This window comes from Bacillus sp. FSL R7-0646, assembly GCF_037969865.1.
GTDB lineage: Bacteria > Bacillota > Bacilli > Bacillales > Bacillaceae > Bacillus > Bacillus licheniformis.
The window spans coordinates 662,448-678,039 of record NZ_CP150217.1 but is presented as its reverse complement, the minus strand read 5'-3'; the positions used below and the strand labels follow the sequence as shown (position 1 = coordinate 678,039).

Annotated in this window: 16 protein-coding genes and 1 other annotated feature; of the genes, 7 read left to right on the top strand and 9 right to left on the bottom strand. The window is 46.8% G+C overall.

From position 1 onward, the window contains the following. Nucleotides 1-190 precede the first annotated feature (190 nt). Nucleotides 191-739 carry a signal peptidase I gene (lepB, locus tag MKY62_RS03390; RefSeq protein WP_003179488.1) on the bottom strand — a complete coding sequence of 183 codons (549 nt, stop codon included), beginning with the start codon at nucleotides 737-739 and terminating at the stop codon, nucleotides 191-193. Between the two features lie 287 nt (nucleotides 740-1,026). Between lepB and MKY62_RS03385 the strand changes: the two genes are divergently transcribed. From MKY62_RS03385 to MKY62_RS03375, 3 genes are all read left to right on the top strand, one after another. Then, nucleotides 1,027-1,284, top strand: coding sequence for a hypothetical protein (locus MKY62_RS03385; RefSeq protein ID WP_003179485.1), 258 nt, complete (start codon nucleotides 1,027-1,029; stop codon nucleotides 1,282-1,284). A 131-nt stretch (nucleotides 1,285-1,415) separates the two neighbouring features. Continuing rightward, nucleotides 1,416-1,718, top strand: a complete 303-nt coding sequence (locus MKY62_RS03380; protein WP_003179483.1) for a hypothetical protein — start codon at nucleotides 1,416-1,418, stop codon at nucleotides 1,716-1,718. 92 nt (nucleotides 1,719-1,810) lie between these two features. Then, on the top strand, nucleotides 1,811-2,803 hold the full coding sequence (locus MKY62_RS03375) for a DUF4003 domain-containing protein (RefSeq protein ID WP_003179478.1): 993 nt from the start codon (nucleotides 1,811-1,813) through the stop codon (nucleotides 2,801-2,803). Between the two features lie 42 nt (nucleotides 2,804-2,845). On the opposite strand, the gene MKY62_RS03370 is transcribed toward MKY62_RS03375, so the two are convergent. Both MKY62_RS03370 and MKY62_RS03365 read right to left on the bottom strand, forming a co-directional pair. Beyond that, nucleotides 2,846-3,865: a PD40 domain-containing protein gene (locus MKY62_RS03370; RefSeq protein ID WP_003179477.1), complete on the bottom strand. Its 1,020-nt coding sequence runs from the start codon at nucleotides 3,863-3,865 to the stop codon at nucleotides 2,846-2,848. 56 nt (nucleotides 3,866-3,921) lie between these two features. After that, nucleotides 3,922-4,302, bottom strand: coding sequence for an RlpA-like double-psi beta-barrel domain-containing protein (locus tag MKY62_RS03365; protein ID WP_009329156.1), 381 nt, complete (start codon nucleotides 4,300-4,302; stop codon nucleotides 3,922-3,924). A gap of 201 nt (nucleotides 4,303-4,503) precedes the next feature. On the opposite strand from MKY62_RS03365, the gene MKY62_RS03360 reads away from it, so the two are divergent. From MKY62_RS03360 to tyrS, 4 genes are all read left to right on the top strand, one after another. Continuing rightward, nucleotides 4,504-4,896 carry a hypothetical protein gene (locus tag MKY62_RS03360; RefSeq protein ID WP_003179473.1) on the top strand — a complete coding sequence of 131 codons (393 nt, stop codon included), beginning with the start codon at nucleotides 4,504-4,506 and terminating at the stop codon, nucleotides 4,894-4,896. Then, nucleotides 4,893-5,459 (top strand): hypothetical protein, encoded by a 567-nt coding sequence (locus MKY62_RS03355; RefSeq protein WP_003179472.1) that lies wholly within the window; start codon nucleotides 4,893-4,895, stop codon nucleotides 5,457-5,459. Before MKY62_RS03360 ends, MKY62_RS03355 begins: the two co-directional genes overlap by 4 nt. Nucleotides 5,460-5,655: 196 nt before the next feature. Further along, on the top strand, nucleotides 5,656-6,102 hold the full coding sequence (locus MKY62_RS03350) for a MarR family transcriptional regulator (RefSeq protein ID WP_223307103.1): 447 nt from the start codon (nucleotides 5,656-5,658) through the stop codon (nucleotides 6,100-6,102). Further along, nucleotides 6,097-6,314 (top strand) — a binding site (T-box leader). (Overlaps the previous gene by 6 nt.) A 43-nt stretch (nucleotides 6,315-6,357) precedes the next feature. Further along, entirely contained in the window at nucleotides 6,358-7,611 is a 1,254-nt protein-coding gene (tyrS, locus tag MKY62_RS03345) for a tyrosine--tRNA ligase (RefSeq protein ID WP_003179468.1), read from the top strand. A gap of 282 nt (nucleotides 7,612-7,893) precedes the next feature. Here the strand turns inward: tyrS and pgmB are convergent, their stop codons facing one another. The 6 genes from pgmB to MKY62_RS03315 are packed head-to-tail and all read right to left on the bottom strand — an operon-like array spanning nucleotide 7,894 to nucleotide 15,579. After that, entirely contained in the window at nucleotides 7,894-8,574 is a 681-nt protein-coding gene (pgmB, locus tag MKY62_RS03340) for a beta-phosphoglucomutase (protein WP_003179466.1), read from the bottom strand. After that, nucleotides 8,571-10,277: an alpha-glucosidase gene (locus MKY62_RS03335; protein ID WP_003179464.1), complete on the bottom strand. Its 1,707-nt coding sequence runs from the start codon at nucleotides 10,275-10,277 to the stop codon at nucleotides 8,571-8,573. Before MKY62_RS03335 ends, pgmB begins: the two co-directional genes overlap by 4 nt. After that, nucleotides 10,274-12,556: a glycoside hydrolase family 65 protein gene (locus MKY62_RS03330; protein WP_003179462.1), complete on the bottom strand. Its 2,283-nt coding sequence runs from the start codon at nucleotides 12,554-12,556 to the stop codon at nucleotides 10,274-10,276. The genes MKY62_RS03335 and MKY62_RS03330 overlap by 4 nt, the downstream gene beginning before the upstream one ends. After that, the gene (locus MKY62_RS03325; protein WP_003179460.1) at nucleotides 12,534-13,415 is read right to left on the bottom strand and encodes a DUF1189 family protein; all 882 of its coding nucleotides are present in this window, start codon (nucleotides 13,413-13,415) and stop codon (nucleotides 12,534-12,536) included. The genes MKY62_RS03330 and MKY62_RS03325 overlap by 23 nt, the downstream gene beginning before the upstream one ends. 4 nt (nucleotides 13,416-13,419) lie before the next feature. Next, complete coding sequence (locus MKY62_RS03320; protein ID WP_003179457.1) at nucleotides 13,420-14,271, bottom strand: sugar ABC transporter permease; 852 nt, start codon at nucleotides 14,269-14,271, stop codon at nucleotides 13,420-13,422. Continuing rightward, complete coding sequence (locus tag MKY62_RS03315) at nucleotides 14,272-15,579, bottom strand: sugar ABC transporter permease (protein ID WP_003179455.1); 1,308 nt, start codon at nucleotides 15,577-15,579, stop codon at nucleotides 14,272-14,274. Nucleotides 15,580-15,592: the final 13 nt, after the last annotated feature.

The following is a 15,592-nucleotide window of genomic DNA, read 5'->3' as shown; positions in this document are numbered from 1 at the left end:
GCAATCCTTATAATTCAGAGAGACCTAATTCTGCAACTGCGATATCAAAAACTGGCTCTAATTTAAATTTAAGTGAATAGTAGAATTGCCGCCGTGCTCAAGCATAGCGGCTTGGTTTAAACCACTTTTGGTGACTTTGCGACAAACAAAAAGACTTCCCATTAGGTATCATGGGAAGCCTTTTTGTTTTCTATTCTATTCCGCCGATCTCATTGAAAGGGAAATAACGGAACTCAACTTTGCCGACAACGGAGTCCATTGTGATAAATCCGAAAAAGCGGCTGTCTTTGCTGTTTTGACGGTTATCCCCCATCACGAACAAGTGATCTTCCGGCACCTTTTGTTCACCTGTTAATTTCTCCAATGTGAAATTATCGGTTAAATGTTCATGAAGCGTCAGCTTTTGCTTGTTTTTCTTTAAATAAGGTTCATCGTATGCTTTTCCGTTTATATAAAGGACATCATCCTTCATTTCGATCGTATCTCCCGGGAGCCCGATCACCCTTTTCACATAGTTTTCATCCGAATCAGGCGCGTGAAAAATAATTTTATCAAAGCGCTGAATATCGCTGATCTTACTAACCATGACCATGTTGCCGTCCTCTAAAGTCGGATACATTGAATCTCCCAAAACGGTTGACGGCGTAAACAGAAAATAGCGGCAAACCATCACAAGCGCTGCGGCGATGACAAGTGTTTTCACCCACGATAAGATCTCTTTTTTTCTACTATTTTTCATAAGTACTCTCCTTCACTTCCGGATCGTTTCATCGGCATTCCGCTCCTTCTATCATATCAGGCCGTCCGTCTGAATGCTTTCCGCAAGCACCGGCAGGCGCAGCCGTAAAAAAATGGTTGATACATATAATATTAGCGGTTGAAACGAAAAATCCTTTATTCAATGTTGAATTTTGTCAGTTGATCAGCTTATTTACAGCACGAAAAACCGTTATATATGCACAGGCAAAACGCCCCTCTTTATAATACATTATCATATCATGACCCAAAGGCGGTGATTGCCTCAAAATGAGCAGCTACGAAGAGTACTATGACAATTACGATCCATACAGCCCTGAGCGGGAAAAAGAAAGACAGTCAATGAAAGCGCGGCGTTCGGCGGATAGTAATAAAACAGATAAAACGAATAAAACAGATAAAACAGCTAAAGCGGATAAAACGGATAAAACCCGCAGCTCTGACGATGACCGGTTCAAATGCAGAAAAAGAAAGTGCTTTTCTGATGACGATGACGACCGCTTCAAATGCCGCAGAATGAAGTGCTGACCGTTGATCTTTAAAGCCGATTCATATATGATAATCGGCTTTTTTACATAAAATCACGGCTTCACCGCTTCAAACCGGAACATTCATCCATCGGGTGAATACCATGTATCTAAAAGGAGATGGAAAGGAATATGAGTGTTCCGAAAGATGCCGCTTGCTCGATGCCCCATGATCATCAAAGGTCTTTGCACGATTTATGCCGCAAATACATGCACTATCACGTCGTGCTGAAAATGAAGGACGGCAGTTCTGTTCACGGCATTCTTGAAGGGGTGAACCGTCAGGAAGCATCTGTCCTCATTCCCGAAGACGTGACAGATGAAAGGCAGTTTTACGGCGGTTACGGATATCCGCGCCGACGATTCAGGCGGTTCAGGAGAAGGATCTTCCCGTTTGTTTTTATTGCTGCGCTGTATCCTTTTCCATATTATTAAGCAGAAGCCCGATATGATGCCAAATCCCTGAAACTTATTTCCCTTTGTTTCGTATATACAAAAACACGCAAACCTAGGAAGGAGATAGATAAATGGCATCTGCTAAACTGCAGCAGCGATTGGATCAATATAAAGCAATTTACTCTGAGTTAAAAAGCGATTTAAAATGGAAAGTCACAGATCAGCGGACATTAATGATGATTGCTTCCATGTATGTCGTCAACAAGCGGCCTTTTGATAAAGAACGGTTTTTAAAGCTGAGTGAGGCTGTCAAACAGGCCGCCGGTACATTTTCGCCGTTGAGGTCAGCCCATCGCTACACTTTTGCCGCTATGTTTGACGTACGCTTCGAAGAACCTGAAACGCATATCAGACCTTTTTTCACTCTTTATGAAAAAATGACCGGCAACGGATTCAAAAAAAGTATTTTCACTTATTTGTCCGCTCTTATTCTTTTGACAAAATACCGTGATGAGCATGATCATGACAGCAAAATCAATCGGGCTTTGTCTATTTACAAAGGAATGAAGGACAAGCACGTTTTTTTAACATCTGCCGGCGACTACCCGCTCTCCGTGCTTTTGGCCGGTTCAGATATGGAGACAGGTGAACTGATTGACTATATCGAAGCGTTTTACCAAAAGCTTAACCAGGCGGGTTTTCGCAAAGGGAACGATTTGCAGTTTCTCAGCCACATCCTCTCGCTTATGCCGGAGCAGGATTCAGATCAGCTTGTCGCCCGCTCCCTCCGGATATACGATGAATTGACAAAAAAGCATAAAAGACCAAAGCCTGTCCATTACCCGGAAATCGGACTGCTCGCGCTGCTTGAGAACGGCGAAAAAGACATAGATGCCATCACTATCATGGCAGGCGCATTGAACAGCGATAAACTGTTCAGGTGGCAGAAAGACATGAATCTGAAAACGGCCGTCAACTTGTACATGAGCGAAAAAACGGAAGACCCGGCGCTTTTGGATACAGGGCTTTATCAAACGCTTGAAGCTGTTATTCAAGCACAGCAGACGGCAGCAATCGCCATTATGACAAGCTCTGCTGCAGCGTCTCAGGCAAACGGCTCATAAAAAAACAGCCGGCGCAGTCTGTTTGTGCCGGCTGGTGCCCGTTTATTCGTCAATGACCGTAAAGGTGTTGATGATCCCGTTTGTTTTTTCCCAGGCTTTGCTCACTTTTTTCGTATCCATATCATACGAATAGATCGTTCTCACCCTTGCTTCGCTCCCCGTTTCATCTTCAAGCAGCTTCGCATCTTTTGCTTCAGCGAGAAAGTAAAGCTTTTTCCCGTCTTTCGAGAATTGCGGCTGTGCTGAATCGACCAATGAAAATGCCTGCTGATCTGAAATGATCGCTTTGTATTTTTTCGTTTCGGCATCCATCGCATAAATCGCCTTCTGATCATCAGCCGATTCTGTAAAGACAATCGTTTTTCCATCCGGCGAAATTGCCACGTCATTGATAAATTTTGCTATCGTTCTCACCTTTTGCCGATCTTTCACACCCGCCATGGAAATGTTCATATTCGTCGGTTCGGGCGGCACGCCTTTGTTGTTCGCATCATCTGTTTTTTGATAGTCTTCCTTCAATGAATAATGCAGCATAACGAATTGATTGTCAGCTTTGTTGTACTGATAGTAGCTGACAGTTTCGTCCTTGTTTTTCAACGATGGATAGATGACATGAAACGCCTTTTGTTTTAAATCAAAGGAAGCAAGGTGAAAATTCCTCTCCTCCGCAAGGTTGTATCTCATGAACAGCTTCGAACCGTCCGCCGATAAACTGAGCCCGTCGACATATTCATCTCCTGAATATAGGGTTGTTTTTTTGCCCGACTGTAAATCCAGCCTGATCAAATGCTTCACATTGCTGTTATCGGTGTTTGTATAGTAAAGAATTCGTTTTTTCCGGTCTAATGCCATAGCCGGATAATCCGTCATCTTTTCTTCATACAGCTTATTTTGATTTTCATAGTAAGCGGTCATCAGCTTCTGATCGGTTATCGATACAAGCAGGTCTGAACCGCCGCTCTTTGCCGGCTCCGCTTTTTCCGGGACGAAATAGCGGACGGCCGCAAATGCGCCTGCGGCTAAAATGACTGCCGCCAACAAAACAACTGAAACTTTTTTCATATTCGACCCCGCCAATTGAAAGAAGCAAGAAAACGATTTTTCTTGCTTCATTTCTCCTATTTTTTATATGTATAATGTCCGGCTACCTTTCCTTTGCTTGTCGGAAATCCCAAAGCTCTAAAAGCTTTCGGGCTTACATCCAAAACAGCGCCCGGCATTCTGCCGACATCATATTTATAGACTGTAATGACTTTGTGCGGTTTTGCTTTTGAATAGGCTCTTATTTTTGTGCCTTTTCTCGGAACATCGAAGCCCATCTTTGTGGCGCAGTCCCAATGGCCGAGCCTCTTGCCGTCAGCGCCGATTTTGCCCACTCCGTTGTACCAAGTGATATAGCCGCTGACTTTTTTCGTTTTAGCACTCGCTTCACCGGCAAAATTAAAAGCCAATAGCAAGCTGCCTGCCAAAACAAAAACAGAAAAAAGTATCTTCTTCATATAAAAATATCCTCCGTGAATGGGATTTTTTTCTGACATTCAAATTATACCTTTTTTCATAGAAATGGTATTTTACAGTTTGTTTACGTTTAAAATGCAATTGTTACGCCCTGTTTTCTGCCAATCTATTTTGAATAGATGACACCTTTGCCCGGATCGTTCGTATATAAAAGCGAAACCGAAATGAATAGGATGATCACAGTGAAAAAATCGAAACTGATCTCTTTATCCGCGGCTGCGATGCTTTTAGCCGTTCCCTTATCAGGATGTTCATCATCCGCTTCAGACCGTTCACAGGAGGTCGCAGATGACCAATCCATTCAAAAATACGATCTCGTATGGTTTGATTACGTGAATGACAGCGAATCCGACAAAGCACCATTACTGAAAGCAGCATACGTGAAAGATGGAAAAGAAAAGACGGAGACTTTCAAAAAATATGTGGAAAATGTAGAAAATGTCGAACAGCCTTATATTAAAATCCGCGATCAGGAAGCCTTCATCTTTCGTCCCCCATACATTAAATATGATCAGGAGCCGCTTGAGGGCGTCGTCAAAGACAAAGTTGAACAAAAAAGCAGTGATGAACAATGAAGAAAAAAAGCGCTCCTCTTATTTTGATCATGGCGCTGTCCCTCTTGCTGCCTTTTGCTCAAGCAGAGGCAGCAGGCAGCAAAGGAGCATCCGGGGTGAAGGCTTCGAGTTCCTCGGCTAATAACAGCGCTCTAAAAACACGTGCGGGTTCAGTCAACCAGAGTATGCGCAGTTATATGAAACAGTCTGCGAGCCGACGATACTTAAACAAGAACAGTCAGTTCAACACCATTCAGCGGACACTGCCTCCCGATGCCCTGTACAAAGGAAGCATCAAGCGGACACTCAATCAAAATCCTGCTGGATCAGCCTTTTTGAATTACTACTTTCCATATTGGATGATCTTCCACGTAGGCGGATATACAGCGGAACAAAAAAACATCCTCCGTACCGCAGGAATCAAAGAAAAAGCGCTCTCTGAACGAAAAGAAAAAAGATATTGGCTGTTGATTGAAGATCAAAACGGAAAGAAACATGCCGTCCTCGTCTCGAAAAAACAATATGACAGCATTCAAAAAGGGGACCGAATTGAAGTGCGCCGCAAACAGATCACCAAAAAATAGCTGAAACAAGCGCCGGTCATCATCATGATGCCGGCTTTTCTCATCATGTCAAACAAGGGCTTGCATTGATGGAGACCGTCTGTTAAAATTCATTTCATAGCTAATAATTCTGAAAATAAAAAGGCAGGCGTCACGATTGAATAGATCCCCCCATCTTCGACAGGAAGAACACGACACCCTCAGCAAGCTGAAGCGCATGCCGATCGAATCCTTGAATCTTGAAGCCATTTCGGTCGCCACCAACCTTTACCGGTCGGCGCAAAAGCTCCGCGTCAAAATGGAGACCGAGGTCCTTTCCTCATATCAATTGTCTTGGACGGCTTTTTCGATTCTTTACGATCTATGGGTATGGGGCAGGCTTGAAACGAGAAAACTCGCCGAACTGTCAGGAATTTCAACAGCCACTGCGAGCAATGTCATTAAAACGCTTGAGAAAAAGAACTTTTGCGTCAAAAGCGCGGATCCGAGAGACCGCAGACACGTTTACGCCGAGATCACACCGGAAGGAAAAGCCGCGATTGAAGAGCTTTATCCGGCGTTCCACAAAGGGGAAACAATGCTGATCAAGGGCATGACAAAAGAGGAGCAGAATACATTGATCGAGCTCCTTCGAAAAGTGAATGACAATCTTCATAAACCATAAGCAACGACGGGAACGAGTAGCGGACTGTCTCCCTGTTCCAGAGAGCCGGCGGCTGGTGCGAGCCGGTACAAAGGCAGACGTGAATTACCTCCCTGAGCTTTCTTTGTGAACCTTCAAGTAGCAAAGAACGGGAAGCCGTTACCGGAAATTGAGCGGAAGATGAAGGTCTTCAATCAGGGTGGTACCGCGTGCATTTGAGCCACGTCCCTTATCGGGATGAGGTTCTTTTTTTATACAAAAAAAGGAGGAGTTATCATGCAGCAACAACAATTTGATCAACTGACAACTGCCGAAAAGCGGGAAGTCGAAAGGCAGCTTCACTTATATATGGACGGAGCGGAGGAGGTCATTCCCCCGGAGGAACTGCGGGCAAAGCTGGCCAAATCGATTTTGACCGGCGAACCGCTGAAAATTAAGCTCGGCCTCGATCCGTCTGCGCCTGACGTACATTTGGGCCACACCGTCGTCTTGAATAAGCTTCGTCAGTTTCAGGAAAACGGACATATCGTCCAGCTCCTGATCGGCGATTTCACGGGGAAAATCGGTGATCCAACAGGAAAATCCGCCGCCAGGAAACAGCTGACGGACGAAGAGGTCCGCCGCAATGCCGAAACATACTTTCAACAGTTTGGAAAAGTGCTTGATCAGAACAAGGTCGAGCTTCACTACAACTCAAAATGGCTTAAACGATTAACCTTGGAAGACGTCATTGAGCTCGCGGGCAAAATTACCGTCGCCCGTTTAATGGAACGCGATGATTTTGAAGAAAGAATCGCCATGCAAAAGCCGATTTCGCTTCATGAGTTCTTTTACCCGTTGATGCAGGGGTATGATTCAGTCGTTCTGGACAGCGACATCGAACTGGGCGGAACGGATCAGCATTTTAACGTGCTCATGGGCAGACACTTTCAGGAAAAGTACGGAAAAGAAAAACAGGTCGTCATTCTCATGCCGCTGCTTGAAGGGCTTGACGGCATTGAAAAAATGTCTAAATCAAAGAACAATTACATCGGCATCGATGAAGACCCTCATGAAATGTTCGGGAAAACGATGTCTCTGCCGGACAGTTTGATGAAAAAGTATATCCATCTTGCGACCGACTTGGAGGCGGAAGAAAAAAAACGTCTTGTCAAGGATTTGGAAACGGGGGCCGTTCATCCGAGAGACGCGAAGATGCTTCTCGGGAAAACCATTGTCAACATGTATCATGGAAGCAAGGCGGCAGAAGCGGCCGAACAGCAGTTTAAGAAAGTTTTTCAGCAAAACAGCGCGCCGGACAATATAACAGCCGTACACTGGCAAGGTGGCGGAACGGTGCCGGTCACCGATTTATTGGTGACGCTCGAACTCCTTCCTTCCAAAAGTGAAGCCCGCCGCATGATCCAAAACGGCGGCGTTAAAATCAACGGCGCCAAAGCGGAATCGATTCATGCGGACATTGCACTCGAACACGGCATGATCATCCAAGTCGGCAAACGAAAATTTGTCAAATTGCAAATGCACCAATAAACAAACAGCCTAATCATCCTTTTAAAGGGATCGATTAGGCTGTTTTTCTTGAAAAACGCAGGCGATAGACTCTGCAACAGGACTGTATCCAACCGCCTGATAGATTCGAAGTCGGGTTGCTGAGATCGGTTGTATAACCAGCAAAACGCATATCTGAACGGTCTCCCTCTCCGGCCAGCCGAACGCCTTGATCTTGATCTTGTTCTTGGTTTTGCTTCCCTCTCCGATTGCAGATAAGGCCGCCAGCGGCGGCCTGTCATTTTATGATTCTCGGGTTGCTTTTCATTTTCCTTCTCTTATACAGCAATAGCGCTGCCATCCTTCATTCAGCAGCTCAAACGTCAGCTCGTTTGTGTTGTGCACGATCAAATCGGCTCCGCGCAGCGATGTCTCATCACCGACTCCCACCGCGAACATCCCTGCGGATTTGATCGCGGCGATCCCGGCTTCAGCATCTTCGATTGCTGCACATTCAGACGGAGGCACACCGAGCAGTGCAGCGGCCGTCAAAAAGATTTCGGGGTCGGGCTTTCCGTGAGCAAGTGCGGCCGGATCAACGACACCCTGAAATTCGTCCATGACACCGAGCCGCTGCAAAATAGCAGGCGCGTTTCGGCTTGACGAAGCTAACGCAATGCTTATATGTTCTCTTTTCAATTCGGCAAAAAGCACGGAGATTCCCGGCAGCAGGTCGTGCGGAGTCAAGTTTTGGATCAGCTGTTGGTAGTATTGATTTTTCCGGCGCATGATCTCTTGTTTCTCCGCCTCCTGAAACTTTCCGGCCGCGCCGCCGTGAATCAAAATCTTATCAAGCGACTGCTCTCTGTTGATGCCTTTCAGCCGTTCATTAAAGCTCCGGTCAATCTCAATGCCGATTTGTTCTGCAGTATGTTTCCATGCGAGATAATGATACTCGGCCGTATCCGTGATCACGCCGTCCAAGTCAAAAATGACCGCTTTCATGATGTGTAATCCTTTGCCCGGCTGATCATCATGAAAGCTTCATAAGGCTCCATGTCGATACTGCCGCTTATATTAAGCCGCTCTCGGGCGTAGTTTGACAACAGCACATCCCATCTGTCCTCAAGCAATTCCGGCGAAGCATGAAACAGCGCCTTTTCTTCTGATAAATTCACGGCGACTAACAGCTTTTCGCCCCGATATTCGCGGATATACGCAAAGATTCGCGGATCTTCCTCGAGCAGCAGCCGATAGTCTCCGTACACGATGACTTTATTTTGTTTGCGCAGCCCGATGAGCTTCTGATAATAATAGAAAATCGAATCTTCATCGGCAAGCGACTCTTTCACATTGATTTCTTGATAGCGGGGATTTACCGCCAGCCAAGGCTCTCCATCCGTAAAGCCCGCGTATTTCCCGTCATCCCATTGCATCGGCGTTCTCGCATGATCCCGCCCTTTTTTCGCCACGGCTTTTCGAAAGTCTTCCTCTGTCATCGTTTTGTTTTCAATGACAAGTTCGCGGTATGCGTTTTTGATTTCGAGATCATCATACATTTCGAGCGGCATCTCGCTGTTTGTCATGCCGATTTCTTCACCTTGATAAATGAACGGGGTTCCCTTCATGCCGTGCAGAACTGTTGCAAATGCTTTGGCGCATTGTTTGCGGAGCTCGCGGTCATTGCCCCAGCGGGATATGACCCTCGGCTGATCATGATTTTCGAAATAAAGCGTATTCCAGCCGACATTCATTAAAGCGGTCTGCCACCTCGTCATCGTCTTTTTTAAAGCGATCGGGTCAAACGGCTTCATCTGCCATTTCCCATTCGGAGAATGCTGTTTGGTATCAATATCCATATGTTCAAATGTAAAAATCATGTTCAGCTCATGTCTGCTTGGATCCGTGTATTTTTTCGCTTCTTCAACATCTGAGCCGTTTGCTTCGCCGACCGTCATACAGTCGTAACGGGACAGCACTTCCCGGTTCATCTCTTGTATAAATTCGTGCAGACGGGGGCCGTTCGAATGATAGCGGCCGACGACATATGGACGGCTGTCATCTGTTTCATAATCGGGAAAGTCGACGAATTTGGAGATGGAACCGATCACGTCCATCCGCCAGCCGTCCACGCCTCTGTCCATCCAAAATGTCATCAAATCGTATACTTCGCGGCGAACCGCTTCATTCTCCCAGTTTAAGTCAGGCTGCTTTTTCGAAAAGTAGTGAAGATAATACTGTCCTGTCCGCTCATCGAGCGTCCATGCCGGCCCTGAAAAGATCGATCCCCAATTGTTCGGCTCTGAACCGTCCGCCTTTGGATCCTTCCAAAAATAATAATCACGGTAAGGATTGTCCTTTGACTTGCGGCTTTCGGCAAACCAGGCATGTTCATCAGACGTGTGATTCACGACAAGATCCATAATGATTTTCATTCCGCGTTTATGCACTTCATCAATCAATTGAAACATATCATCGTTCGTCCCGAACTTTTCGTATATGCTTCTATAGTCGCTGATGTCGTAGCCGTTGTCATCCTGCGGGGAATCAAACACAGGACACAGCCATATGACATCGGCTCCAAGGCTTTTGATGTAATCGAGCTTTTGAATCACCCCCTGCAAATCACCGAAGCCGTCTCCGTTGGAATCATAAAAACTCCGCGGGTAAATTTGATACACGACTGCCTCTTTCCACCATTGGCTCATCGGGCCATCCTCCTTTCATACCGTCCGTTCAGTGCGATCTGTTCTCCATAAACTGTCATAGAAAGCGGTTCTCCTTTTAAAAGACTGAAAACGACGCTGTTTTCCTCTACCTGCACATTGATTAGCCGGTCTCGATAATTGATGTTGAACGAATAACCGTCCCATTCCTTCGGCAGAAACGGAGCAAAAGACAGCTTCTCATCCTGAGTGCGCATGCCGGCAAATCCTTGCACGATGGCGAGCCAGCTTCCGGTCATCGAAGTGATATGAAGCCCTTCCTCGGTGTCATGATTGTAATTATCCAGATCAAGCCTCGCTGTACGCTTATACAGTTCGAGCGCTTTCTTTTCCATTTTGAGCTCAGCCGCCAGCACCGCATGGACAGATGGCGAAAGGCTCGATTCATGAACTGTCATCGGTTCATAAAATTCAAAGTTGCGACGTTTTTCTTCCATTGTAAATCGGTGATTAAAGAAATAAATGCCTTGCAGAACATCAGCCTGCTTAATAAAACTGGAGCGGAGAATTTTATCCCATGACCAGTTCTGATAGAGCGGACGGTCACCCGGTTCAAGCTCATCCGCTGCCTGAAGCTCTTTATCCAGGAAAGTATCATGCTGAATAAAAACATTTAATTCCTCACTGTATGGATAGTACATTCGCTCGATGATATCCTTCCATTTCTCGATTTCGGCTTCCCGTACATCAAGCCGGCGGCGTTTTTCCTCCGGGAGGATAGCGAGGTTTTCGAGCGTGTACTCAAGCGTCCATGACGCAATCAAGTTCGTATACCAGTTGTTGTTGACATTGTTTTCATATTCATTCGGCCCTGTGACGCCGTGGATCATGTATTTATTGTTTCGTTTTGAGAAGTGGACGCGGTCCGCCCAAAATCTGCTGATTTCGACGAGAACGTCTATCCCGTATTCTTTCATGTAGTCCCGGTCGCCTGTATAATTGACATAATTGTAGATCGCATAACAGATCGCGCCGTTGCGGTGAATTTCTTCGAAGGTGATCTCCCATTCATTGTGGCATTCATCGCCTGTGAAGGTGACCATCGGATAAAGGGCTCCTTTCAGCCCCAGTTTGGCGGCATTCCGTTTTGCTGCCTCCAAATGATGATAGCGGTACAAAAGCAGATTCTTCGTCACCTCCGGCTCTGCCGTCGCCAAATACATCGGAACGGCGTACGCCTCAGTATCCCAATAGGCGGCTCCTCCGTATTTCTCGCCGGTAAATCCTTTCGGCCCGATGTTTAAGCGTGAATCGGCTCCGTAGTATGTCGAGAAGAGCTGAAAGAGGTTGTACCGGATGCCCTGCTGAAGCTCATCATCCCCTTTAATTTCAATGTCCGCTTTTGCCCACCTTTCCATCCAATGTTCGGTATGCCTCCGCTTCGCTTCTTCATATCCCTGCCGAAGAACATTCGCCAAAAGCGCCCTGCCCTGTACTAAAAGCTCTGCTTCTTCAAAATCCCGGGACGTTGTGACAATGATCAATTTCTTTAAAGAAGCCTTTGTTCCCGGTCCCACTTCGTAACAGTAGCGGTTTTCCGCGTACATTGCATCCGTTTGAAAATGCTCGCTGACATATCCTTCCGTCACATTGCACATAGAAGCAGCCACCGTAAAACGCGGGGTTCCAAACGGATTCTCAATCGTTTTCGTCACAAGATGGCCGCGATGAGATTCGGCGCCTTTCGCTTCTTCCTGCCAAAACCGCTCTTCGAAATTGGCATCCTCATTTGCGACATTTCCATCAAGATAAGGAACAAGCGTGATGACCGCTTCATCGTTCAGGCATTCCGCTTCATAATGGATCGCGCACAGTTGCGGGACATCGAGGCTAAGAAAGCGCTCGGACGAAATTTTGACAGCCTTTTGATTCACACGGACGACAGCGCTTCTCCGCAAGATGCCTTCTTTCATATTAAGCTCCAATTCAAACGATTCGATGTCGTTTTGGCTGAGGTCGACTTTTTCGTCGTCTACATATACATCAATTCCGATGAAATTCATCGCATTGATCACTTTCCCGAAATATTCGGGATAGCCGTTTTTCCACCAGCCGACACGCGTTTTGTCAGGGAACCAAACCCCTGCGATATATGTGCCTTTGAGACTTTCGCCTGAATAGCTTTCTTCAAAATTCCCCCTGATTCCCATATATCCGTTCGCCAAGGATGTCAGACTTTCCTGAAGCCGTTTATGTTCCTTTTCAAATTTGTTTGTTTTGATTTTCCACTGGTCGATCTCAAATAGCCGCTGATTTGCCATGATTTCCTCCTGACTGTAGATTTTCGTTGTGATGGCGGTTCTTGAAGATGTGCCTGAAAATGAAAGAGACCATCAAAGCACTACCGCACGAATGGATGAGCAGCATCGCGATGAAGTCAAAGCTGATCATACCGAAAGCCATTGCGGCTCCTGCCGGAAGCGCCGATCCGCACACCGCCGCTGCGGCCGCTTCCTTAAACGACCTTATCCCGGTCATGTTGGATTTTTTGGAGATCCAGATGCCTCCCGCCAGAACGGCCGTTAAAAAAAGCGAGATGATGAAAACCGCCGAACAGGCCAGCATGATGATAAGCGGCTTATATTGGGCAAACCACATTGCACCGATAAAATCCCCCAAATGACCGGCATCCAGATCATTCAGCCCAGCCTTTGCCGGATAGCGAACGGAAAACCCCGCTCCGCTTTGATCACTGATGATCAGATGATCTGACTGAAAGATGAGCGCATTTTGATAGCCTTCCGCTTTTATCCGCCCGTTCTCACCGCTTGTTTTTAATTCATCCTTCAAATCGACGGCCAGCAGGGTTCTCCCTTTCTCCACACGGTACAGCTCGTCTTCGCCCTTCAATCTTCCGTTTGTCAATTGGTAGCCTTTTAATTGTTTGATGAATGCCGCGTCAGCCTCTTGAGCGACGTTCGGGATCAGATACCCGGCATTGAAGCGGTCCATTTTCATAAACGCAAGGGTCATAGGCGCCATTAAACAAGCAGTCAAAAACATAAACAGAAAAGAAATTTCGAGCCAGCTGAATGCATGTTTGCAGCGCATGACGCCCGCCGGTGATGCCGCTGCTTTAAGAAATCGGACGATCAGCTTTTCGTTTCGCATGTCGTTCATCGATTTATCCCTTCGTTCCGCCGGATGTCAAACCGGACACAAAGTTCTTTTGGAGAAAGAAGAACAAGATGCAAATCGGCAGAGCTGCAAGAATCGCCCCAGCTGCAAACAGCGCGACTTTTTGCTGCTGCGGATTGGAGATGAATGTCTGCAAACCGACGGCGATGGTCAGGCTTTCCGGCGACCGAAGCAGAAATTTCGCCAGCAGATAGTCGCCGAACGGCCCCATAAACGCCCACAGCGCCTGGACTGCAAGCATCGGTTTCACAAGCGGGAGAACGACCGAAGCAAAGATCCGCAGGTGCCCCGCTCCATCAATTCGCGCCGCTTCATCGATTTCTCTCGGCACTGTATCAAAGTAGCCCTTCATCAGCCATGTGTTCATCGGAATTCCGCCGCCGATATAGATTGCAGTTAAAAACCAATATTGGTCCAAAGCTCCGATCAGCATGGCCAGGACGTAAAAAGCGGTCAGCGCCGCCATCGTCGGCACCATTTGAATGATCAAAAAGAAAATGAGGCTCTTTTTTCGGCCCGCAAACCGGTAGCGGCTGTACGTATAGCCGGCAAGCGTCACAATCGTCACCTGGAACACCATGACAGACAGAGCGATCACAAGTGTATTCCCGTACCAATTGAGGTAAAGCGTCTCTTCAAACAGCCGCTTAAAGTGGTCCAATGTCCATGCGCCCGAAAAATCGAGTGTAAAAGCCGCTACATTCCCGACCCGGAATGCGGATGATGCTGTGATCAAAAGCGGATAAATAATCACGATGCTTAAAAACGCCAAAAATATATAGGTCAAAACCTTGTTCAGCATCCCGGTGAACCGCGTATTTTTAAAAAGCCCTCTCATCTACATGACCTCCTCATTGCCAAAGGCATTCGATTTCTTAAAAGCAATCAGGGAAACCCCGATGACAATGAAAGAAATGAGCAGTGTGACAGCAGCCGCCACGGAATACTGCGGCGACGTCCCCGTCGTCAGCTTATAGATCCAGGATATTAAGATGTCGGTTGACCCGGCTCCGGCCCCCGCACTCCCCGGACCGCCTTCATTAAATAAATAGATGATCGAGAAGTTATTGAAATTAAATGTATACTGGGTAATCATCACCGGTGCGGTCGCAAATAAAATCATCGGCAGCGTAATGTGTTTAAAGCGCTGAATAAATGTCGCGCCGTCAATCTTTGCCGCTTCATAAAGCTCTCCGGGAATCGCCTGAAGCACCCCCGTCACCATGACATAAATGTAGGGAAAACCGAGCCACGTCTGGATCATAATCAAAGCCGTCTTCGTCCAGAACGGATCGGTCTTCCATGCGACAGCCGGGATGTCGACGAACGGAAGCTGGTTCAAAAGCGGGATCACCTGGACGTTCATCGCGCCCGCCGAGTCGTTGAAAATGTTGGCGAAGCTCATAATCGTAATAAATGCCGGAACGGCCCACGGAAGCAGGAAGATGATCCGGAACATCCGCTTGCCTTTAATAAAGTTCTGATTGACGATCAGCGCCGTCACGATGCCGAGAACAATTTGCAGCGTCGTCGCACAGATCGTCCAGATGATCGTCCAGCCCAGCACATCGGCGAATGTTTGCCGATACGAGCCAAGGAAAAAGATATTCATGAAATTTTTAAAGCCGACCCAGTCGATGAGACTGTTTGGCGGAATATGATAAAAATCGTAGTTTGTAAACGCGATAAACAGAGTCACCAGCACCGGAAAAATAATCACAAACACCATCATGAGATATGCCGGCAGCGTAAATAAATACGGAAACCCTTTGTCACCTGCATTTCTGATCATGTCCCCAGCCGTCTCGCTGATTTTCAAACCCGCCGCCTTCATCGCGGCGGTCTTCCGGGCATCATACAGATTAAAGATGTAAAACATCAAGAAAACGAGCGTCAAAATCAATTGCAGCGTGCCCTCTATCAAGAGAAACAGCGAGTGGTCTTCTCCGGGGACAGTCCCCAGCGTCACGAGACCGATCAGCGCCTGATAACCGAAAATCGCTAACTCACAAATAAACAAGCCTGTGATGACTAGAAAAAGGATCCCCTTTGAAAACTGCCGGTTTGCAATCTGGCCAGCACCGGGAATTATCGATAACAGCGCTGCCTTCCGGCTCCGGTTTGCTAGTGTTTGGTCTTTGTTCATTTTTTTCGCCCTC